This window comes from Amycolatopsis sp. NPDC054798 (genome assembly GCF_053611505.1).
Window position 1 is genome coordinate 33163 of sequence record NZ_JBSHAM010000014.1, and the last position, 23160, is coordinate 56322.

A 23160-nucleotide genomic window follows, 5' to 3' on the forward strand; every position below is an offset into this window, starting at 1 on the left:
TCAGGTGAGGTTTGTGAGTGATCCGGTAGACGCGATCGCGGTCGTCGGCATGAGCTGCCGGTTCCCGGGCGCGGACGACCCCGAGCGGTTCTGGGCCAACCTGACCGCCGGCGTGGAGTCGATCTCCACCTTCGACCGGGACGAGCTGCGGGCCGCCGGGGTCGACCCGGCCGCGCTGGACCACCCCGGGTTCGTGCCGCGGGGCGGGGTGCTCAGCGACATCGACCGGTTCGACGCCGCCTACTTCGGCTACAGCCCGCGCGAGGCCGAGCTGATCGACCCGCAGCAGCGGTTGTTCCTCGAATGCGCGGCGGGCGCGCTCGACGACTCCGGCTACGACCCGGCCCGGTTCGACGGCGTGGCCGGGATTTACGCCGGGGTCGGGCTGAGCTCGTATATGTGGAACAACATCTACCCGAGCGAAGCCGATCTGGCCGACGTCAGCCAGATGCAGATGATCCTGTCGGTGGACAAGGACTATCTGGCCACGCGGGCGGCCTACAAACTCGACCTGCGCGGGCCTGCGGTCACCGTGCAGAGCGCCTGTTCCACCTCGATGGTGGCCATCCACCTGGCCTGCCAGGGCCTGCTGACCGGCGAATGCGATCTCGCGCTGGCCGGCGGGGCTTCGCTGATCCTGCCGGAGGTGCGCGGCTACGTGTACGAGGAGGGCGGCGTGCTCTCCCCGGACGGGCACTGCCGCTCGTTCGACGCCGACGCCAAGGGCACTGTCCCTGGCAGCGGTGTCGGCGTGGTGGTGTTGCGGCGCCTGGAAGACGCGCTCGCGGACGGCGACGTGATCCACGCTCTCGTCCGCGGTTCGGCGATGAACAACGACGGCGCGGCGAAGGTCGGCTACACCGCGCCCGGAACGCGCGGGCAGACCCAGGTGATCACCGACGCGGTCAGCGCCGCGGGCGTGGACGTCGACACCATCGGCTACGTCGAAACGCACGGCGCGGCCACCCCGCTCGGCGACCCGATCGAAATGACCGCGCTCTCCGACGCCTTCCGCGCGCTCGGCGCTGGCGACGGCCACCGGTGCGCGATCGGCTCGCTGAAGTCGAACGTCGGGCACCTCGACTCGGCGGCCGGAGTGGCCGGGTTCATCAAGTCGGTGCTGATGGTCAAGCACGGCAAGGTCCCGCCGAGCCTGCACTTCCGGGAACCGAATCCGAACATCGACTTTTCCTCGACGCCGTTCTACGTCAACCGCGAACTCGCCGACTGGCCGGTGAACGGGTCGCCGCGCCGGGCGGGCATGAGCTCGTTCGGCATCGGCGGCACCAACGCGCACATCGTCGTCGAACAGCCTCCGGAACCGCGACCGCGGGCGCAGGCGGGAGGACCGCGGCCGATCCTGCTCTCCGCGCGCACCCCTGCCGCGCTGGAGCGGGCCACCGACCGGCTGGCCGAGCACCTGCGGGCGCACCCGGACCTGTCGCTGGCCGACGTGGCGGGCACGCTCGCCGCAGGCCGCCGGGTGCACGCCCACCGCCGGGCCGTCGTGGCAGCCGACACCGCGGGCGCGGCGAAGGCGCTCGAGAGCCGGTCGCCGGAGGTGTTCACCTCGGCCGGACCCGCCGGGACCCGTTCGGTGGTGTTCCTGTTCTCCGGCGTCGGGGACCAGTACGTGAACCTGTGCTCCGGGCTGTACCGCGACGAGCCGGTGTTCCGCGCGGAACTCGACCGGTGCGCCGAATTGTTCTTGCCGCACCTGGGTTTCGACCTGCGGGAGCGGCTGTTCGACGCGACGGCCGAACCGTCGGCCGAGCTGCCCGCCGACCCGCTCGCACGGTTGTTGCAGGAACGGGAAGCGGGGCCGCTCGACGAGACGATCGTCGCGCAGCCGCTGCTTTTCGCCGTGCAGTACGCGATGGCGCAGCTGTGGATGCACTACGGCGTGCGCCCGGACGCCCTGCTCGGCTACAGCGTCGGCGAGTACGTCGCGGCCGCGGTCGCCGGGGTGTTCTCGCTGGCGGACGCCGCCTGGCTGGTGGCCCGGCGCGCCCGGCACATCGGCGGGCTGCCCGGCGGCGCGATGCTCGCGGTGATGAGCGCGGCCGAGCAGGTCGAGCCGCTGCTGGGCGACCGGCTCTCACTGTCCGCTGTGGACGCTCCTTCGCTGTGCGTGGTCGGCGGTCCGGCCGAGGAGGTCGACGCGCTCGCCGAACGCCTGCGCGCCGACGGGATCGCGAGCCGTCGCGTCCCCGCCGAGCACGCGTTCCACACGTGGATGATGCGCCCGCTGGAGGAAAGCCTGCGCGCCGACTTCACCGGAGTGGGACTGAAAGCGCCGGAGATCCCGTACCTGTCCAATGTCACCGGGCAGTGGATCACTCCGGCCGAGGCGACCGATCCCGGGCACTGGGCCCGGCACAGCGTGGCCACCGTCCGGTTCGCCGACCAGATCGCCGCGATGTGGCAGCTGACCGCGCCGGTGGTGGTCGAACTGGGTCCGGGCCGCGCGCTGGGGAGCCTGCTGGTGCAGCACCCGGACCGCGCCGACGACGGCCTCGTGCTGGCCTCCTCGCCCGCCGCGCACGACCGCGCGGACGACCGGACGGTGCTGCTCGAAGCGCTGTCGAGGGCCTGGCTCGCCGGGGTCGAGGTGGACTGGGCGACCCTGCACGCGAGCGGCGAGTGGGGTCGGGTCGGCCTGCCCGGCTATCCCTTCGAGCGCACCAGTTACTGGCTTTCCGCGCGCCCGTCGGACAAGCCCGGTTCCGCTCCGCGGGCCACCGGCAGGCAGGCGGATCCGGCGGACTGGTTCCACCTGCCGAGCTTCTCGCGCGGCCTGCCCCCGGAGGCCGCGGCGAACGCGGCGGAAGGGGAGACCTGGCTGGTCGCCGGGGACGCGGCGTCGATCGCGGGCGAGGTCGCCGCCCGTTCGGCCGCCCGGGTGATCCGGGTCAGCTGGGCCGAGGAATTCGCCGACTGCGGCGACGACCGGTACACCGTCGATCCCGGCGACTTGGACGGCTGGCTGACCCTGCTCCGCGGGCTGAAGGGCGCGGTGCCCGGGCGCGTGGTGTTCGGAGCGGACGGTCCGCAGTGGGACTTCACCGCGTTCCACGGCCTGGTCTCGCTGATGCGGGCGTGGACCGAATGCGGATTCGTCGACGACGTGGAGATCGGCGTGCTGTCGGTGTCCGGTCTGGTCGTGGCCGGGGAGGCCGAGGTGCGGCCGGAGCGCGGCATGACCGCGGCGCTGTGCCGGGTGATCGGCCAGGAACTGCCGCAGGCGCGTTGCCGGTTCGTCGACACCGCTCCGGTGGCCTCGACGCGGCAGCGCAACCGGCTGCTGACGCACCTGCACGCGGAAATCGTTGCGGGCACGGACGATTGCGTCGCCTACCGCGGCGACACCCGCTGGGTGCGCGACTTCGTGCCCGCCCGGCTGGAGGCCGCCGGCGCCACCCGGCTGCGCGAGGGCGGCTGTTACCTGGTTTCCGGCGGGCTGGGCCGGATCGGCGCGGTGATCGGCGATCTGCTGGCGACCCGCCGGGCCCGGATCGGGGTGATCCGGCGTTCGGCCGTCCCCGCCCGCGACCAGTGGGACGCCTATCTGGCCGGAGCGGATCCGGACGACTCGGTCGCCGCCGAGATCACCGCGATCCGGCGGCTGGAAGCGGCGGGTGCGACGGTGGCCACCGCCTCGGCCGACGTCGCCGACGACGAGGGCTTCGCGGTCGCGGTGGCGCGGCTGGAACAGGAACTCGGCCCGTTCGACGGCGTGTTCCACGTGGCCGGTGTGGTGACCGCGGACGGTGTGGTGCCGCTGGCCGAAGCGACGCCCGAGAACGCCGAACCGCACCTGGCGGCGAAGGCGCGGGGCGTGCGGGTGCTCGCCGGGGTGTTTGCCGGGCGGGAGCTGGACTTCGTGCTGCTGTGCTCGTCGATCGCTTCGGTGCTCGGCGGGATCGGGTTCTCCGCCTACGCCGCGGCGAATCTGTACCTCGAGTTGTTCGCGGCCGCGCGGTCCGCCGACGGCGGCACCCCGTGGACGGCGCTGGCCTGGGAAGGCTGGACCGTCGAAGGCGACGACGCCGCCGCGACGACCTTGCGCGAGTACCTGATCGACGAGGCCGACGCGGCGGACGTGCTCGACCGCGTGCTCGCCGGGAGCCTGCCCGCGCAGCTGGTGAACTCGACCGGCGATCTGCGGTCCCGGTTCGACCAGTGGTCGGGCGACGACGGCGAGCCCGCGCCCCGCGCCGGCGGCGGGCACGCCCGCCCGGAGCTGCAAACCGCTTACGCGGCACCGGCCACCGAGACCGAAAAGCTGCTCGCCGGCGTGTGGGCGGGCCTGCTCGGCATCGACCGGGTCGGCGTGCACGACAACTTCTTCGAACTCGGCGGCCATTCGCTGCTCGGCACCAGGGTGATTTCGCGGGTGCTGAAGGAATTGCGGGTCCAGGTGCCGCTGCACACCCTGCTGACCAGTCCCACGGTGGCCGAACTCGCCGCCGCGGTGGAAGAACTCCAGGCCGCGCCGGCGGCGCCGTCGATCACCCGCGTCGACCGCGGCGGCTACCGCCGCAGCGGCGAGGCGGCCGAGCCGACAGGAGCGACCCGATGAGCAGTGCAACGCCGGAGATCCACCGGTTCCCGGCTTCGTTCGCCCAGCGGCGGCTGTGGCTGGTCCAGCAGGTGGACCCGGGCAACCCGTTCTACCTGATCCCGATGGGGATGCGGCTGCGCGGCGAACTCGACGTCGCCGCGCTGGGCCGGGCGCTGGCCGCGGTGGTCGACCGGCACGAGGCGCTGCGCACCGGATTCGCCGTCGAGGACGGCGAACCGGTGCAGGTGGTGCACGGCCGGGTCGACGTGCCGCTTCCGGTGACCGACCTGCGCGGGCACGCCGACCCGGAGGCGGAGCTGGCCCGGCTGGAGACCGAACTCGGCGCGCGCCCGTTCGACCTGGCCGAGCCGCCGTTGCTGCGCGCGCTGCTGGTCCGGCTCGGCGAGGCCGACCACCAGCTGCTGATCACCATCCACCACATCGTCTGCGACGCCTGGTCGCAGGACATCTTCTTCCGCGAACTGGGCGAGTGCTACGCCGCGTTCGCCCGGAACGAGAGCCCGGAACTGCCTGAACTCGCCGTGCAGTACCCGGATTTCGCGGTCTGGCAACGGGATCTGGCCGACACCCCGGAGTTCGCCCGGCAGCTCGGCTACTGGCGCGAGCACCTGCGCGACGCGCCCCGGCTCTCGGCACTGCCGCTGGACCGGCCGCGCCCGGCGAAACGCGACCACCGCGGCGCCTGGCACGACTTCGTGGTCCCCGCCGCTGTGCTGGACGAACTGCGCGCGCTCGCCAGGGCGCACAACTGCACGCTTTTCATGGCGGTGTTCGCGGCCTTCTCGGTGCTGCTTTCGCGGTCGGCCGGACAGGACGACCTGGTGATCGGCTCGCCGATCACCGGCCGGGGCCGTCCGGAACTGGAGGACCTGGTCGGGTTCTTCGTCAACACGCTGCCGCTGCGGGCCGATCTCTCCGGCGATCCGGCGTTCTCCGAACTGCTCGCCCGGGTGCGCCGCACGTGCCTGGACGGCGTGGCCAACCAGGACGTGCCGTTCGAGAAGCTGGTCGAGGAGCTGGCCCCGGACCGCGACCCCAGCCACGATCCGCTGTTCCAGAACATCCTGGTGTTCCAGGGACCGGCCAGCGCCGAGGTCGGCGTCGGCGACCTTTCCCTGGAGTACCAAGGCAAGAACAACAACACCTCGAAGTTCGACCTGTCGCTGTACGCGGGCGAGGCCGAGGACGGACTGCGGTGTTCTTTCGAGTACGCCACCGCGTTGTTCGACGCCGGGACCATCGAACGCCTCGGCCGCCGCTTCACCACGCTGCTGGCGGGGATCGTCGCGGACCCCAGCGCCCGGCTGTCCGCCCTGCCGCTGCTGGACGGCGGTGAACGCGACTGCCTGCTGGAGTGGGGCGAGCGCGGCTGGCCCGAAGTCGCGGTGCCGGAAGCCACTCTGCCGGAACTGGTGCTGCGGGCTGCCGGGTCCGCTCCGGACGCCACGGCGGTGTGGCACGCGGATCGCGTCCTGACTTACCGCGATCTGGAGCGCGAGTCCGGTCAGTTGGCCCGGCGGCTGCGGGCGGCCGGGGTCGGCCCGGACGTGCGGGTGGGTGTGTGCTTGCCGCGCACACCGGACCTGGTGATCGCGCTGCTCGCGGTGTTGCGCGCGGGCGGGGCTTACGTGCCGCTGGACCCGGAATACCCGGCCGAACGGCGGCGGCTCATGCTCGCCGACGCGGACGCCCCCGCATTGGTGACCGACGATCCCGGTGCCTTCGACGGCTACGCGGGCCAGGTGCTCGCGGTCGGTGGTTCCGGAGACGAGGCCCCGCTGCCGGAACCACCGTCCGGCCAGAGCGCCGCTTACGTGATCTACACCAGCGGCTCCACCGGCCGTCCAAAAGGGACAGTCATTTCCCACGACGCCGTGCGCCATTTGCTGTCCTGGGGCCGCGACCTGCTCGACGACGACGAGCTGGCGGGCGCGGTCGCGACGTCCTCGGTCTGCTTCGACGCGTCCGTGCTGGACCTGTGGGTGCCGCTCGCGTTCGGCGGCCGGGTGGTGCTGGTGGACAACGCGATGCACCTCGGGACCTTGCCCGGAGAAGCCGCCGCGATGGCGCGGTATTTCTTCGCGGTGCCCTCGGTGGTCGGCGAACTGCTGCGAGCCGGGCACCTGCCTGAGGGCCTGCGCACCTACATCGCCGGGGGCGAGGAACTGCCCGCGGCCACCGCGCGGGCGATGTTCGACGCGGGTGCCGACCGGGTCGTCAACGTCTACGGCCCCACCGAGACCACGGTCGTCGCTACCAGCCTGGAACTGACTGCCGGCGAACAGCCGGACGTGCATCTGGGCACCCCGCTCGGGCACGCCAGGGTTTACGTGCTCGACGGCGCCGGCGCGCTCGCGCCGACCGGGGTGTTCGGCGAGCTGTACATCGCCGGTCCCGGCGTCGGCCTCGGCTACCTCGGCAATCCGGCGCTGACGGCCTCGCGGTTCGTGCCCGATCCGTGGCGGGCCGGGGCCCGGATGTACCGCACCGGCGACGTGGTGCGCTGGCGATCCGACGGCGGATTGGAATTCCGCGGCCGGGCTGATCACCAGGTGAAGATCCGCGGGTTCCGGATCGAACTGGGCGAGGTGGAAGCCGCGCTGGCCGGATTCCCCGGCATCGCCGAATCCGCCGCGAAGGCGGTCACCACCGACGCCGGGGAGCGGCTGCTGGCCGGATACTTCACCGGAGACGCGGAAACCGAGGCGGTGAAGGCGTTCCTGCGCGAGCGCCTGCCTGCCTTCCTGGTGCCCGGCGTGCTGGTCCGGCTGGACGAAATGCCGCGCACGGTGAGCGGGAAACCCGATCGCTCGCGGCTGCCCGAACCGCGGCCCGCCGCCCGCGAAACGCAGCGGGTGGCCCCGCGCAACCGGATGGAACGGCTGGTCCTCGGCATCTGGCAGGACGTGCTGTCGCGCCAGGACGTCGGCCCGCACGACAACTTTTTCGACCTCGGCGGGCATTCGCTGCTGCTGATCCGCATGCACACCGCGCTTTCCGAGGCGTTGCCGGTGACCGTGCCCTTCGCCGAACTGTTCCGCCACACCACCGTCAGCACGCTCGCGGCCTACCTCCGCGAACTCGCCGAACCGGTCACGCCGAAAGCCGTCCCGAAGGAGGAGAAACCGGTGCGCAGCAGCGAGAAACCTAGCGACACCGACATCGCGGTGGTCGGCATGGCCTGCCGCTATCCCGGCGCGAGCAGCCCGGAGGAGTACTGGCGGGTGCTGCTGGACGGCCTCGAAACGATCACCACCGCCACCCCGGACGAGATCCGCGCGGCGGGCTTTGGCGACGACGCCTTCGCCGAGGACTTCGTGCCGCGCGGGGGCGCGCTCACCGGCATCGAGTACTTCGACGCGGGCTACTTCGGCTACAGCCCCAGCGAAGCGGAGCTGATCGACCCGCAGCAGCGCCTTTTCCTGGAGTGCTCGGCCGAGGCGCTGCAGCGCGCCGGGCACGACCCGGAGCAGTTCGACGGCGGCATCGGCGTCTACGCCGGGGTCGGGCATAGCGACTACATGTGGAACAACACCTTCGTCAACCAGGAGACGCTGCCGAACTCCAACGGCGCGCACCTGCTGATCTCCTGGGACAAGGACCACCTGGCCACCCGGGTGTCCTACAAGCTGAACCTGCGCGGACCGGCGATGACCGTGCAGACCGCGTGCTCCACCTCGCTGGTGGCCACCCACGTCGCCGCCCGCGCGCTGCTGTCGGGCGAATGCGACATGGCACTGGCCGGCGGCGCGTCGATCCTGATCCCGAACGTGGGCTACAAATGGGTCGAGGGCGGGATTTTCAGCCCGGACGGGCATTGCCGCCCGTTCGACGCCGCTTCGCAGGGCACGCTTCCGGGCAGCGGCGTCGGCGTGGTCGTGCTCCGGCGGCTGGCAGACGCGCTCGCCGACGGCGACCCGGTGCACGCGGTCATCCGCGGTTCGGCCATCAACAACGACGGTTCGGCGAAGGTCGGCTACACCGCACCCGGCGTGGCCGGGCAGGTGGAGGTGATCCGCAAGGCCCTGGCCGCCGCGGGCACCGAACCGGGCAGCATCGGGCTGATCGAGGCGCACGGCACCGGCACGGTGCTCGGCGACCCGATCGAGGTGACCGCGCTGACCCAGGCGTTCACCGAACCGGGTCCGCTGCCGCCCGCGTCGTGCGCCCTCGGCTCGGCCAAGTCGAACTTCGGCCACCTCGGGACCGCGGCCGGGGTCGCCGGGCTGATGAAGGCGGCGCTCGCCGTGGAGCACGGCGTCGTGCCGCCGTCGCTGCACTTCGAACGCCCGAACCCGAACACCGATCTCGAGGGCAGCCCGTTCTTCGTCAGCAGCGAACCGGCCGCGTTCCCCGGCGAAGGACCGCGCCGCGCGGGCGTCACCGCGCTGGGCATCGGCGGCACCAACGCCCACGTCGTGCTGGAGCAGCCGCCGGAGCGGCAGCCGTCGACTCCGGGCCGGGGCTGGCAGATCCTGCCGCTGTCGGCCCGCAGCCGCGGCGCGCTGGACACCGCGACGAAGGAACTGGCCGACCACCTCGCCGGCGCGCCGGACACCGATCTCGCCGACGTCGCCTACACGCTGCAGCTCGGCCGGACCGCGCTGGACCAGCGCCGGGTGGTGCTGGCCAAAACCACCGCCGCCGCGGCCGACCTGGCGCGCGACGGCGGCGAGGATTTCCTGCGGGTGCGCGAAAGCGGCGACGTGCAGAGTTCCTGGACACTGGTGCTCCCTGGCGGTTTCCCGGTGGTGCCGGGCAGGCTGGCGAAGCTGTACTGGCGGCTGCCGGTGATCCGGTCGGCAGTCGACGAATGCAGCGAACTGCTCGCCCCGGGGCTCGGCGCCGACCTGCGCGAGGCGGTGTTCCTGGCGTCCGCCGACGAACCGGTCGACCCGCGCCTTGAGAACCCCGCGCGGTTCGTCACGCTCTACGCGCTGGCTCGCGGCCTCGGCGAGCTGGGCCTGCAGCCGGACGAGATCGCCGCGTCCGGAGCCGGCGAGCTGGTGGCCGCGTGCCTGACCGGCGTGCTGGACCTGCCGCAAGCGGCGGCCGTGCTGCTGGGCCAAGGCACGCCGGACATCGGCGCCGAGCCGGAGACGCCGTGGAGTTCGGTGGCGTGCAACGGATTCGTCACCGAGGACGACCTGACCGATCCGGAGTACTGGACCGGCGGCATCTGGGCCGACGGCGACTTCGGCGAAGTACTCGAACCGCTGCTGGACGACCCGGCGCAGGTGCTGGTGGTGGCGGGAGCGACCGCCGCGGTGCCGGGCTGGGAGACGCCGTCGGGCGAACTGGTCGAAGTGCTGCCCGAGGACTCGGCGGACGCCGAGTACGACTTCGCCGCGGCGCTGGGCAGGCTGTGGCTCTCCGGCGCGGCGGTGCGCTGGAAGTCCTTGTACGAAGGGCAGCGGCGGGCGCGCCTGCTGCTGCCGACCTATCCGTTCGAGCGGAGCCGCTACTGGCTGGAACCGCCCGCCGAGGCGAAGCCGTCGGCGGTCGCGGTTCCGGCGGGGGAGCGGGTCGCCGATCCGGCGGACTGGTTCTACGCGCCCTCGTGGAAGCGCGCCGCGCGCCCGGTCGCGACCGGCTCCGGGGGCACCTGGCTGGTCGCCGGGACGGACACGATCGCCGGGGACGTCGCCGAACTCGGCGCGGAGCGGGTGATCCCGGTCCACTGGGGACGGTCGTTCGCCGATCTCGGCGAGGACGGCTACCTGGTGGACCCGGAATCGCCCGCCGACTGGGAAAGCCTGGTCCAGGCGCTGCGGGACGCCGGGGAGACCCCGGACCGGATCGTGCACGGAGCCGGATCTCTGGACGACGACACCGCTCTCGGCGGTTACGACTCGTTCCTGGCCGTGCTGTTCCACGCCAGGGCGCTCGCCAGGGCCGGGGTCACCGGCGCGGACCTTTCCGTGCTCACGGTTTCCGGCCTCGCCCTCGCCGACGAATCTCGCGTGGTGCCCGAACGCGGCATGATCTCCGGTCTGCTGCGGGTGGTCGCGCAGGAGGCTCCGGGCGTGCGCTGCCGGTTTGTCGACGTCGCCCCGGTGGGCTCCGGCAAGCGGCGTTCGCGGCTCCTGGACCGGCTCGCCGCCGAAGTGCTCGCCGGCGCGGAGCCGTGCGCTGCCTATCGCGGCGAGCACCGCTGGGTGCCCGGGCACGCGGCGGTTCCCTTGCCGGAAGCCGAATCGTCGGTGCTGCGGCCGGACGGCTGCTACCTGATCGTGGGCGGGCTGGGCCGGATGGGCGCGGAGATCGCGCGGGTGCTCGCCGGGGCCCGGATCGGCCTGATCCGGCGGTCGGAGCTGCCGCCGCGCGAACAGTGGGCCGCGCTGCTGGCCGAAGCGGCTCCGGGCGACCGGACCACCGACGAGATCCGCGTGGTCCAGGAACTGCAGGCCGCCGGTTCGGAGGTGGCCGCGATCGCCGCCGACGTCGCCGACGAGGCCGCGTTCGGCGCGGCGGTGGCCAAGCTGGAGGAGCGGCTCGGCCGGTTCGACGGCGTTTTCCACGCCGCCGGGGTGGTTTCCGGCGACCGGCTGGTCCCGGTGGCCGACGCGACCGCCGAATCCGCCCGCGCGCACCTCGCCGCCAAGGCCGGCGGCGCCGCCGTGCTGGCCAAGGTGTTCGCCGGACGGGAACTGGACTTCGTCTTCCTGTGCTCGTCGATCTCCTCGGTGCTCGGCGGCGCCGGCTTCGGCGCTTACTCGGCCGCGGCGGTCTATGCCGAACTGTTCGCCGCGCGCCAGTCGATCGCCGGGGAGACGCCGTGGATCGCGGTCGCCTGGGACAGCTGGCGCAACTCCGGCAAGCTCGGCCTGGACGGCGGCGAGGCGCGGGAGGTGCTGCGCCGGATGTTCGCCGCCGACCCGCTGCCGCAGCTGGTGGTGTCCACCGGAAACCTGCCCGCCCGGATCGCCGAGGCCGCGGGCGGCCCGGAAACCGGGGCCCCGGAACGGGAAACCGCCGAAACGGTCTACCCCCGGCCGGACCTCGCGACCGAGTACCTGGCCCCGCGGGACGAAACCGAGCGCCGGATCGCCGGGCTCTGGCAGGGCCTGCTCGGCATCGACCGGGTAGGCGTCCGGGACAACTTCTTCGAGCTGGGCGGGCATTCCCTGCTGGCGGTCCGGCTGGTGAGCGCGATGCAGGCGGAATTCGGCGACACCACGGTCTCGCTGGCCACCGTGCTCAAGGCGACCACCGTGGAACTGCTCGCCGGAGCGGTCGCGGGCGCCTCCTCCGGCGGGGACGCCTCGTGCGTGGTCCCGGTGCACACCTCCGCGGGCGCCCCGAAGCTGTTCCTGGTGCACCCGCTCGGCGGCACGGTCCTCTGCTACCACGCGCTGGCCGCGCAGCTGGCCCCCGGCTGGTCGCTGTACGGGCTGCAGTCGCCGTCGGTGTCCGGCGGGGACGGCCCGGCCACCGTGCCCGAACTGGCCGCCCGGTACGTCTCCGACCTGCGCGCCGAGCAGCCGGAAGGCCCGTACCACCTCGGCGGGTGGTCGCTCGGCGGGGCGATCGCCTACGAGATGGCCCGGCAGCTCGCCGCGGCCGGGCAGCGGGTGGCCGAAGTGGTGATCATGGACGTCGAGCCGCCGGACCCGGACCAGCCGGTGCGCACCACCGAGGCCGAGATCGTGCTGGCCCTGCTCGACGCCCGCGACCTCGCGGCGTCCGACCTGCCCGAGCCGGGCACCGGCCCGGTGGCCGAGCGGATGCGCGGCTACGCCGAGTGGGCCGGCGAGCGCGGGCTGGTGAAACCCGGTCCGGACACCGACCGGCTGGTGCGGCTGTTCGTTGCCGCGCACCACAACCTGACCGCGTGGCAGTCGTACCGGCCCGAGCCGTACTCCGGGCGCGTGGTCTTCCTCCAGGCTGAGGAAAGCGGCGCGGACGGCACGGATTGCTACGGCTGGCGGTCTTACGCGAGCACGATCGAGGCGCACCAGGTGCCCGGCGGCCACGAGACGATGCTGCGCGAACCGCACGTGGCCACGGTCGCGAAGGTGCTGTCCGGATCGCTGGTCGAACCGTGACAGCGTACGACTGCCAGCTGATCGGCTGGGGCGCGCTGCTGGTGGAGAGCGCGGAACTGCTCACCGCCCGCGGGCACCGGGTGACCGGCGTGGTCACCCGGTACCCGCCCGCGCTCGACTGGGCCCGCGAGCACGGCGTGCCGGCGGCTGCCCGGCTCGCCGAGCTGCCCAGCCGCCCGGACTACCTGTTCAGCATCACCAACGACGTGCTGCTCCGGGCCGAGGACCTGGCGCTGCCCCGGCGGATGGCGATCAACCTGCACAGCTCGCTGCTGCCCAAGTACGCGGGCGTGCACCAGACGACGTGGGCGCTGCTGCACGGCGAGACCGAGCACGGCGTCACCTGGCACGAGATGGTCGCCGAGGTCGACGCGGGCCGGATGCTCAAACAGGCCAGGTTCCCGGTCGGGCCCGGAGACACCACGCTCGCGCTGGACGTGCGCTGTCACGAGCACGCCTTGCTGTCGTTGAAGGAACTGCTGGACGACCTGGAGGCGGACGCGCTCGCCCCGATCGCCCAGGATCCGGCCGAGCGCACGTACTTCCCGGCCCGGCGGCTGTTCCCGGGCGGCGGCCTGGTCACCGGGGAGCAGCCGGCGGCGGAGCTGGACCGCTGGTGCCGGGCGGGCGAGTTCGGCCGGTTCGACAACCGGTTCGGCAGGCCCCGGATCGTCGTCGGCGACGAGGCTTTCCTGGTGACGGGCCTGCGCCCGCTGCCGGGGCCGGTCGAGGCCGAGCCGGGCACGGTGCTGGCCGCCGGGCCGGAGAGACGCCTGAGCACTGTGGACGGTTCGGTCGAGCTGACCAAGTTGTCCACAGTGGACGGTGAATCAGTTTCGCCGGACGCGGTGCTGAACGCGGGCGACCGCCTCGGTGCCCCGGGTGCCGTGTTCACTGACTGGTTCGAGGAATGGGCACGTCGCGAAGCCAGCTGGCTCGACCGGCTCGCCGCCTGCACCGGCGTCCCGGACCGAGTAGTTAGTCCATTGTGGACCAAGTCGCCGGTGACCCGCGGCACCACGCTCGTCCGGCGAGCGCTCGTGGACCGGCTGCGCGACCCGGCGACCGAACTGCTGACCGCCTGGCTGGTCTGCCTCGGCTCCCGGTACGGAACCGTCCGGTACAGCGACGATGTCCGGCGCGCGGAGGTAGCCGGGCTGGAAGCGCTCGTCGCCCGGGACGTGCCGCTCCCAGTCGAGCTGCCGCCGGAACTCGGCTTCGCCGGCGCGACCGCCGCGGTCGCCCGGGAAATCGCCGGACTGCGCGGCAGCTACCTGCGCGACCTCCCGGCGCGCTATCCGTTGCACGGCCTCGCGAACCGGCCGATGCCGCTCGCGCTCGCGGTGACCGGCACCGGGGCCCGGCTCGATCCGGCGCCCGGCACGGCCTCGGTGCTGGTGATCGACACCGCGACCCCGGCGTTCCACTTCGCGGCGACCGAGCACCTCGGCCCGCCGCGCGAAACGGTCCGGGAGTTCGCCGGGCTGGCGCGGTCGGTGCTGACCCTGATCGAGGCGGCCGCGGACCGGCCCGCCGTCCCGCTCGCCGCCGTGCGCTGAGCGGGCCCACCACCCCGAGGAGAGCAAGGAGAGAAGGACATGGCTTTCGAGGACGACGACCAGACCACCGTCTACACAGTCGTGGTCAACGACGAGGAGCAGTACTCGATCTGGCCGCGCGAGCGGGACCTGCCCGCGGGCTGGCGCGACGCGGGGTGCCACGGGCCCAAGGCCGACTGCCTCGCCCACATCGAACGTGTGTGGACCGACATGCGCCCGCTGAGCGTCCGGCGGCAGATGGACGGCGCGGCCTGAGCGGTCGCCGATCTTCCCGAGTGAGGAGTCCCTTCCGATGAACCTGTCCTACGGCCAGGAACGCCTGTGGTTCACCCACCAGCTCGACGCCACCGGGCACGCGCAGAACGTTCCGGTGGCCGTCCGGGTCCGCGGCGAACTGGACGTCGCCGCGCTGACCAGGGCGTGGGCGGGGGTGGTGGCCCGGCACGAGGTGCTGCGCACGGTGGTGCGCGCCGAGCACGGCGACCCGCGCCCGGAGCTGCTGGACGCGGCCGAGGTCGCCGTCGTCCGGACCGGGGACCCGGCGCGGGCGGAGGAGGAACTGCGCGCCGAGGCGGCGTACCGCTTCGATCTGGCCGCGGAGCCGCTGGTGCGCGTCACCGTGTGGCGGCTGGGGGAGCGCGACCACCTCGTCGGCGTCGTGCTGCACCACCTGGTGTGCGACGCGCATTCGCTGTCCCTGCTGTTCGAGGACTGGGCCCGCGGCTATCGCGGCGAGGAGCTGCCGCCGCCAGCGGACGCCGGGTACGCGGATTTCGCGGCCAGGCAACGGAAGGACGACGCCTTCACCGAACAACTGGAGTACTGGGCGGCGAACCTGGCGGACGCGCCGGCGGACACCGGGCTCCGGCCGGACCGGCGGCGCACCGGGGCGCCGTCGTTCCGCGGGGCGCAACTGCGGTTCGCCGTGCCCGGCGAGGCCGCCGGACGGGTGAAGGATCTCGCGCGCGCCCAGCGGTGCACCCCGTTCATGGTGCTGCTGGCCGCTTTCCAAGCGGCGCTGGGCGCCCGCACCGGCACCGACGATGTCGTGACGGGTACTCCGATGGCCGCCCGCGCGGACCCGGATTTCGAGCGGGTCGCGGGCTATTTCCTGAACACGCTGCCGATCCGGGTCTCCCTCGCGGGCGACCCGGACTTCCGCACGCTGCTCGGCCGCGTCCGCGAAGCCTGTTTCGGCGCCTACCGGCATCAGGACGTGCCGTTCGAGAAGCTGGTCGACCGGCTCCGGCCGGATCGTGCGCTCGGCGCGAACCCGTTCTTCCGCACCATGCTCGTGGTGCGGGGCGAGGGCGCGGAACTGGACTTGCCCGGAGCCGAGACCGAGGTCGGGTTCGTGCCGAACGGCACCGCCAAACTCGACCTGACCGTTTATCTGTCCGAAAAGGACGGTGAACTGGCCGGGGAACTCGAATACGACACCGATCTCTACGATGAGGAAACCGTGCGCGCCTTCGCGGCGCACTTCAGCAGGCTGCTCGACGCGGTGACGGCGAACCCGGACGGGAAACTGTCGGCGATACCGGTGCTCGACGCCGCCGAATCCCAGCGAGTGCTCGGCTGGGGAACCGGCGAGCGAACCGATCCGGGCACCGCCTCGCTCACCGAGCGGTTCGCCGACGTGGTGCGCCGTCAACCCGACGCCGTCGCGGTGGTCTTCGGCGGAGAACGGCTCACCTACGCCGAACTGGACCGGCGCGCGGACCGCGTGGCGAGCGTGCTGGCCGCCCGTGCGAGCGGTTCGGTGGTGGCCGTTGCGCTGCCGAGGTCGGCGGAACTCATGGTCGCGCTCTGGGGCGTGCTCAAGGCTGGTTTCGCTTACCTCCCAGTGGATCCCGAACTCCCGGGGGACCGGATCGCGGCGATCCTCGCCGACGCCGGGGCCGAGACCGGGCTGACTTTCGCCAAACTCCGGGACAGCCTGCCCGGCAACGGCTGGCTCGCGATCGACGACCTGCCCGCGGAAACGGCCACTGTGGACGGACGCCGCGACCGCGCGCTGTACGTCATGTTCACCTCTGGTTCCACCGGGCGGCCGAAGGGTGTGGTCGTCGAGGAACCGGGGGTGCTCAACCGCCTCGACTGGATGCAGCGCGCCTTCGAATTGACCGCAGACGACGTCGTGCTGCAGAAGACGCCGATCGGTTTCGACGTGTCGGTGTGGGAGCTGTTCTGGCCGCTGATCACCGGAGCCCGGCTGGTGCTGGCCGAACCCGGCGGGCACCGCGACCCCCGCTACCTGGCCGGGCTGATCCGGGCCGAAGGTGTTTCGGTGCTGCACTTCGTGCCGTCGATGCTGGGCGTGTTCGCCGAGGAACCTTCGGCGGCGGATTGCCCGAGCGTGCGCGACATCGTGTGCAGCGGCGAGGTTCTGCCGGGCGCGCTGCGCGACCGGGTCGCCGAGGTACTGCCCGGGGCGCGCCTGCACAACCTGTACGGGCCGACCGAAGCCTCGGTGGACGTGACCTGGTGGCCATGCGCCCGCGAGCGCGAACCGGACGTCCCGATCGGCTTCGCCGCGCCCAACACCCTGCTTTACGTCACCGACGCCTGGGGCCGTCTTCTCCCGCCGGGCGTCGACGGCGAACTGTGGATCGGCGGGGTGCAGGTCGCGCGCGGCTACGCCGGGCGGCCGGATCTGACCGCCGAGCGGTTCGCGCCGGACCCGTTCGGGCCGCCCGGTGCGCGGATGTACCGCACTGGCGACCGGTGCCGCTGGCGCGCCGACGGCAGCCTCGCCTACACCGGCCGCGGCGACCGGCAGGTGAAGATCCGCGGCCTGCGCGTCGAACCCGGCGAGATCGAGGCGGTGCTGCGGGCGCACCCGTCAGTGCGCCAGGCGGTGGTGCTCGCCCGCGACGACGGCCAGGGCTCGCTGCGCCTGGACGCCTACGTCGTGCCCTCGACCGCCGCCGACCCGGCGGAGCTGAGGGCGTTCGCTCGGTCGCGGCTGCCCGAACAACTGGTGCCCGCGACCTGGACGCCGGTGGAAACGGTGCCGGTCACGGCGAACGGCAAGCTCGACGTCTCGGCGCTGCCGGATCCCCAGCCGCCGGAGACGGCCGGCGCGGCGGAGGCGGCGACCCCGCTCCAGGAGACCCTGTGCGGGATTTTCGCCAGCGTGCTCGGCGTGCCCGAGGTGGGCGTCCACGACGACTTTTTCGCGCTCGGAGGGCATTCCCTGCTGGCTACCAGGCTGGTCAGCAGGATCCGCCCGGTGCTCGGCGCGGACGTGCCGATCCGCGCGCTGTTCGAATCGCCGACCGTCGCCGCGCTTGCCCCGCGCATCGCCGAGTACCGCACGGAAGAGGCCGGGCTGACCGTCCGGCCGCGACCGCAGCGAGTGCCGCTGTCCTCGGCGCAGCGCCGGTTGTGGTTCCTGCACCACGCATCCGGGCCGAGCGCGGCCTATCACATGCCGATCGCCTTCCGGCTCCGCGGCGAACTGGACACCGGTGCCTTGGAGCAGGCACTGGCCGATCTCGCCGAACGACACGAAAGCCTGCGCACGGTTTTCCCGGAAACCGACGGGGAACCGGAACAGCTCGTGCTCGCCGATGCCCGGCCTCGGTTGCACACCGCCGAAGTCGACTCCGCCGACCTGACCGCAGCACTGGAAACGGCCGCCCGCGAGGGTTTCGACCTGGCGACCGAACCGCCGTTGCGCGCCTACCTGTTCACCACCGCCCCCGATGACCACGCGTTGTTGTTGTCGCTGCATCACATCGCCGGGGACGGCTGGTCGCTCGCCCCGCTCTGCCGCGGCCTGGCCACCGCCTACCGCGCCCGGCTCGGCGGGCAGGCACCGGACTGGGAACCGCTTCCGGTGCAGTACGCCGACTACACGCTCTGGCAGACCGAACGGCTCGACCGCGATTCCGAAGCCGACGCCGAGATCGCCTACTGGCACGAACGGCTCGCGGGCGCTCCCGACCAGCTGACCCTGCCGATGGCCCGGCCGCGGCCGGAACGGGCGAGCCAGCGCGGCCGGACCGTCGAGTTCGCCTTGGACGCCGAACTGCACGCCGCGCTGGCGGAAGTGGCGCGGCAGCACCGGTGCACCCTGTTCATGGTGCTGCACGCCGGGCTCGCCGCCCTGCTGACCCGGCTGGGCGCGGGCACCGATCTGCCGCTGGGCAGCCCGATCGCGGGCCGGACCGACGAGGTGCTCGACGAGCTGATCGGCTTCTTCGTCAACACGCTGGTCCTGCGCACCGACACCGCGGGCGACCCCACCTTCGCCGAATTGCTGGACCGCGTCCGCGAAACCGACCTGGCCGCCTACGAGCACCAGCGGGTTCCGTTCGAGCGGCTGGTCGAAGAGCTGAACCCGGTGCGCTCGACCGGGCACCACCCGCTGTTCCAGATCATGTTCGTGCTGCAGAACGCGGGCAGCGCGGCCCTGTCGTTGTCCGATGTGGACAGTGAGCCGATCACCGTCGCCACCGGCACCTCGCGGTTCGATCTGGTGTTCAGCCTGACCGAGCGGCCGGGCACCGGCGGGCTCGACGGCGACATCGAGTTCAGCACGGACCTGTTCGACGCCGGAGACATCGACCTGATGATCCGGCGCTGGCGGCAGCTGCTGCGCGCGCTGGCCGCCGACCCGGGGCAGCGGATCGGCGCCCCGGACGTGCTGTCCGGGGACGAACGGCACCGCCTGCTGATCGAGTTCAACGACGTGGGCCGCGAAGTGACCACAGCGAGCGTGGCCGAACTGTTCGAGGAACGGGCCGCCGAGTCGCCCGAGGCGACGGCGCTGATCCAGGACGACGCGTCGATGACCTTCGCCGAACTCGAACGGACCGCGAACCGGTTCGCCCACCACCTGATCACGCAGGGGGTCGGCACCGAAGAGGTGGTCGCGCTGCTGCTGCCGCGGTCCTTCGAACTGGTCGCCGGGATTCTCGGGGTGCTTAAGGCGGGCGCGGCCTACCTGCCGATCGATCCGGAGTACCCGGCCGACCGCGTCCGCTACATGATCGCCGACAGCTCGCCCCGGCTGGTGCTGACCGCACCCGGGCTGGAACACCTGGTCCCCGACGGTGCCCCGCGCTTGGTCGTCACCGGCCCGGAAACGCTCGCCGATCTGTCCACAACGGACACTGCGCCGAGCGACGCGGACCGCGTGCGCCCCGCGCTGCCGGGCAATCCCGCCTACGTCATCTACACCTCGGGGTCCACCGGCCGGCCCAAGGGCGTGGTCATGCCGACCTCGGGCATCGTCAACGTGCTGGACTGGCACCGCGCGACCCTGCGCGGCGGCCCCGGCTGGCGGACCGCGCAGTTCACCGCGATCAGTTTCGATTTCTCCGTCCAGGAAACCCTGGTCACCCTGCTGATGGGCAAGGCGCTGGCGATCCCGGGGGAGCAGGTGCGCCGGGACCCGGACGAGCTGGTCCGCTGGATCGACCGGCACCGGGTGAACGAGCTCTTCGCGCCCCGGCTGGCGATCGAGGCGATGATCGAAGCGGCGACCGCGCAGGGCAGCGGCCTGGATTCGCTGACCGACGTGCTCCAGGGCGGCGAAGCGTTCATGGTCACCGACGCGATCCGGGAATTCTTCCTCGCCCGCCCGGACCGCCGGGCGTACAACTTCTACGGCCCCACCGAAACGCACGCCGCCACCGCGCATCTGCTCGACCCCGCACCCGGCAGCTGGCCGCACCGCGTGCCGATCGGCCGGGGGCTGGGCAACATGCGCATGTACGTGCTCGACGCGGGGTTGCGGCTGACCCCGCCCGGCGTGCCCGGCGAGCTGTTCATCGCCGGACCGCAGGTCGCGCGCGGGTACTTCGGCAGGCCGGGGCTGACCGGCGACCGGTTCGTGCCCGATCCGTTCGGCCCGCCCGGCTCCCGGATGTACCGCAGCGGCGACCTGGTGCGCTGGACCCCGGACGGGTTCCTCGAATACCTCGACCGGATCGACGACCAGGTGAAGATCCGCGGGTTCCGGGTGGAACTGGGCGAAATCCAGGCCGCGCTGACCGCGCATCCGCAGGTTGGCGAAGCGGCGGTCGCCGTGCACACCGACGAGGGCGGGAGCAGGCTGGCCGGGTACGTGGTGCCCCGCAACGGATCCGTGGACCTGCCCGCGGTCCGCGCCTTCCTCGGCGAGCGCCTGCCGGAGTACATGGTGCCCGCGGTGCTCACCGAGGTGCCGGGCCTGCCGCGCACGCCGAGCGGGAAACTCGACCGCCGCGCGCTGCCGGTGCCCGACCGCGCCCGTCCCGGCGGGGACAGCGGGTACGTCGCGCCGCGCGACCGGCTGGAACGGATCGTCAGCGAGGTGTGGGGCGAACTGCTCGGCCTCGAACGCGTGGGCGTGCGCGACAACTTCTTCGACCTCGGCGGGCATTCGGTGGTGCTGCTGAAACTGCAGAGCAGGCTCAGCGCGGCCACCGGCGTCCGGCTCGGCGTGGTGGAGCTGTTCCGGCACACCACGGTCACCGCGCAGGCGCGCGCCATCGCCGCGGCCAGTGAAGACACGGCGCCTGCCGAGCCCGCCGAACCGGAACGGACGGCCGCCGAACTGGGCGCCCGTGCGGCGGCGGGGCGGGCCCGGCTGGCGCGGCGGCGGAGCCGGGCATGAGCGCGGGCGAACCCCGGCGCTGGTGGGTGTTGTTCGCCCTGTGCCTGACGCTGTTCATGACCGTGCTGGACAACACCGTCGTGAACGTCGCGATCCCGTCGATCGTCGAGCAGCTCGGCGCGACCACCGCGGACATCCAGTGGATGGTGAACGCCTACACCGTCGCGGTCGGCTCGCTGGCCGTGGCGGCGGGCGGGATCGCCGACCGGATCGGCTACCGGGCGATGTGGCTGCTCGGGCTGGCGCTGTTCGCCGGGTTCTCCGTGCTGGCGGTGACCGCGTCGGAGCCGGCGCAGCTAATCGCGGCCAGGGCGGGCATGGGCGTCGGCGGCGCGTGCGTCATCCCGGCCACGCTCGCCGTGCTGACCCGGGTGTTCTCCGAGGAGGACCGGCCGCGCGCGATCGGCGTCTGGACCGCGGTGGCGGCGGGCGGGCAGGCGCTCGGCCCGCTGCTCGGCGGCGCGCTGCTGGCGCGGTTCCCGTGGCAGGCGGTGTTCGCGCTGAACATCCCGATCGCGGTGCTGTGCCTGGTTTTCGCCCGCACCTGGGTGCCGGAGTTCCGCGGTCCGGGCGGACGGGCGCCGGACGTGGCGGGCGCGCTGCTCTCGGCGGCGGCGATGGTCGGCATCGGCTGGGCGATCATCGCCGCGCCCGGCCGGGGCTGGACGGCGCCGGAGGTGCTGGGCTCGCTGGTGCTCGGGGCGGCGCTGCTGGCCGCCTTCGTCCGCCAGGAGAAGCGCACCCGGGACCCGATGCTGGACATGGCGTTGTTCCGGGTGCCGGCGTTCCGGCTCTCGGTGGTCACCAGCCTGCTCGCGGCCTTCGGCCTGGCCGGGTCGATCTTCCTGCTGACCCAGCACCTGCAGTTCGACTTCGGCTACTCGCCGCTGGAGGCGGGGGTGCGGACGCTGCCGATGGCCGCCGGGCTGCTGGTCTGCGGCAGCCTGGTCAGCGCCCGCGTCGGGGCCCGGCTCGGGGCCGCGCGCGGGATCACCGCCGGGATGACGCTCGCCGCCGCCGGGCTGGCCGCCATCGCGCTGGCGCCCTCGGCGGCGGGGTATCCGGCGCTGGCTCCGGGGCTGCTCGCCGCGGGATGCGGGCTGGGCATCGCCGGGCCGCTGGTGGCGAACGCGCTGCTCGGCTCGGTGCCCCCGGAGCAGACCGGGGCGGCGTCCGGCACGCAGGGGATGTTGCACGAAACCGGGGCGTCGCTCGGGGTGGCGGTGCTCGGCGCGGTGAGCGCGGCGCTGTTCACCGCGCGCCTGCCCGGCGGTCTCGAAGCGGGATCGCTCGCCGAGGCGCTCGCCCGCGCGCGATCCGGCGGCCAGGCGGAGCACGCGCGCTCCGCCTTCGCCGGGGCGATCTCGGCGGCACAGCTCACCGGGGCCGGACTGGTCCTGCTCTGCGGAGCGGTGGCCTGGTTCCTGCCCCGCACCGAACCGGCCGCCGCGGCCGGGCGAACGACGAACACCGGAGGACAGCAGTGAGCACACCACTGGCGGGCAGGACCGCGATCGTTTCGGGGTCCGGCCGGGGCATCGGGCGCGGCGTCGCCGAACGGCTGGCGGCCGAAGGCGCCTCGGTCGTGATCAACGGCATGGACAAACGCGCGGTGGACGACACCGTGGCCGCGATCGTCTCGGCGGGCGGCGCCGCGGCGGCGTGCGTCGGCGACGTGACCGCGGACGGATTCGCCGAGCACTTCGTGCAGACCGCTGTGCGCGAGTTCGGCGGTCTCGACATCGTGGTGAACAACGCGGGGTTCCCGTGGGACAACGTGATCCAGAAAACCACCGACGAACAGTGGGACACGGTGCTCGACACGCACCTGAAAGCACCGTTCCGCATTCTTCGCGCCGCCCAGCCCGTGCTGCGGGAGCAGGCGCGCAAGGATGAAGAAAAAGGCGTCCCGGTGCACCGGAAAGTGGTGAACGTTTCCTCCATCGCCGGAGTTTTCGGCAATGTCGGGCAGGTCGGGTACTCCTCGGCGAAAGCGGGCATCTTCGGGCTCACCAAAACCCTGGCCAAGGAATGGGGCCGGTACCGCGTCAACGTGAACTCGGTGGCGTTCGGGCTGATCGACACCCGGCTGATCCGGGCGGTCGGCGACCGCGGCACGATCACCGTCGGCGAACGGGAAATCCCCATCGGCATCAACGAAGACGTGCTCGAGCGGATCCGCGCGACGGTGCCGCTGGGCCGGTTCGGCACGGTGGCCGAGGCGGCCGGCGCGATCTATCTGTTCTGCGGCCCGGATTCCGATTACGTCACCGGCGAAGTGCTGAACTGCGGGGGCGGCGCAACCATTTGAAACACCGGGTTCTTGTCGTCGTGCACGCATTTCCTTGAACGGCTTGT

Annotated in this window: 7 protein-coding genes; all 7 read left to right on the forward strand. The window is 72.7% G+C overall.

Annotation, left to right across the window (positions count from 1 at the left end; genetic code table 11):
• The first annotated feature begins 13 nt into the window (after positions 1–13).
• From ACWGIC_RS11925 to ACWGIC_RS11955, 7 genes are read left to right on the forward strand one after another with little or no spacing between them, the layout of a single operon-like run.
• Complete coding sequence (locus ACWGIC_RS11925) at positions 14–4582, forward strand: beta-ketoacyl synthase N-terminal-like domain-containing protein (protein WP_452075889.1); 4569 nt, start codon at positions 14–16, stop codon at positions 4580–4582.
• Positions 4579–12633, forward strand: a complete 8055-nt coding sequence (locus ACWGIC_RS11930) for an amino acid adenylation domain-containing protein (RefSeq protein WP_452075890.1) — start codon at positions 4579–4581, stop codon at positions 12631–12633. Before ACWGIC_RS11925 ends, ACWGIC_RS11930 begins: the two co-directional genes overlap by 4 nt.
• Entirely contained in the window at positions 12630–14192 is a 1563-nt protein-coding gene (locus ACWGIC_RS11935) for a formyltransferase family protein (RefSeq protein ID WP_452075891.1), read from the forward strand. The genes ACWGIC_RS11930 and ACWGIC_RS11935 overlap by 4 nt, the downstream gene beginning before the upstream one ends.
• A gap of 39 nt (positions 14193–14231) precedes the next feature.
• Positions 14232–14447, forward strand: coding sequence for an MbtH family protein (locus tag ACWGIC_RS11940; RefSeq protein WP_452075892.1), 216 nt, complete (start codon positions 14232–14234; stop codon positions 14445–14447).
• 37 nt (positions 14448–14484) lie between these two features.
• Positions 14485–20802 carry an amino acid adenylation domain-containing protein gene (locus ACWGIC_RS11945; RefSeq protein WP_452075893.1) on the forward strand — a complete coding sequence of 2106 codons (6318 nt, stop codon included), beginning with the start codon at positions 14485–14487 and terminating at the stop codon, positions 20800–20802.
• On the forward strand, positions 20799–22289 hold the full coding sequence (locus tag ACWGIC_RS11950) for an MFS transporter (protein ID WP_452075894.1): 1491 nt from the start codon (positions 20799–20801) through the stop codon (positions 22287–22289). The genes ACWGIC_RS11945 and ACWGIC_RS11950 overlap by 4 nt, the downstream gene beginning before the upstream one ends.
• Positions 22286–23113, forward strand: coding sequence for an SDR family NAD(P)-dependent oxidoreductase (locus ACWGIC_RS11955; protein WP_452075895.1), 828 nt, complete (start codon positions 22286–22288; stop codon positions 23111–23113). The genes ACWGIC_RS11950 and ACWGIC_RS11955 overlap by 4 nt, the downstream gene beginning before the upstream one ends.
• Positions 23114–23160 lie beyond the last annotated feature (47 nt).

Bases quoted from the DNA above. Each gene is read 5' to 3' on its own strand.
- ACWGIC_RS11950 (WP_452075894.1), top strand. From the start codon at position 20,799: ATGAGCGCGGGCGAACCCCGGCGCTGGTGGGTGTTGTTCGCCCTGTGC.
- ACWGIC_RS11940 (WP_452075892.1), top strand. From the start codon at position 14,232: ATGGCTTTCGAGGACGACGACCAGACCACCGTCTACACAGTCGTGGTC.
- ACWGIC_RS11930 (WP_452075890.1), top strand. From the start codon at position 4,579: ATGAGCAGTGCAACGCCGGAGATCCACCGGTTCCCGGCTTCGTTCGCC.
- ACWGIC_RS11945 (WP_452075893.1), top strand. From the start codon at position 14,485: ATGAACCTGTCCTACGGCCAGGAACGCCTGTGGTTCACCCACCAGCTC.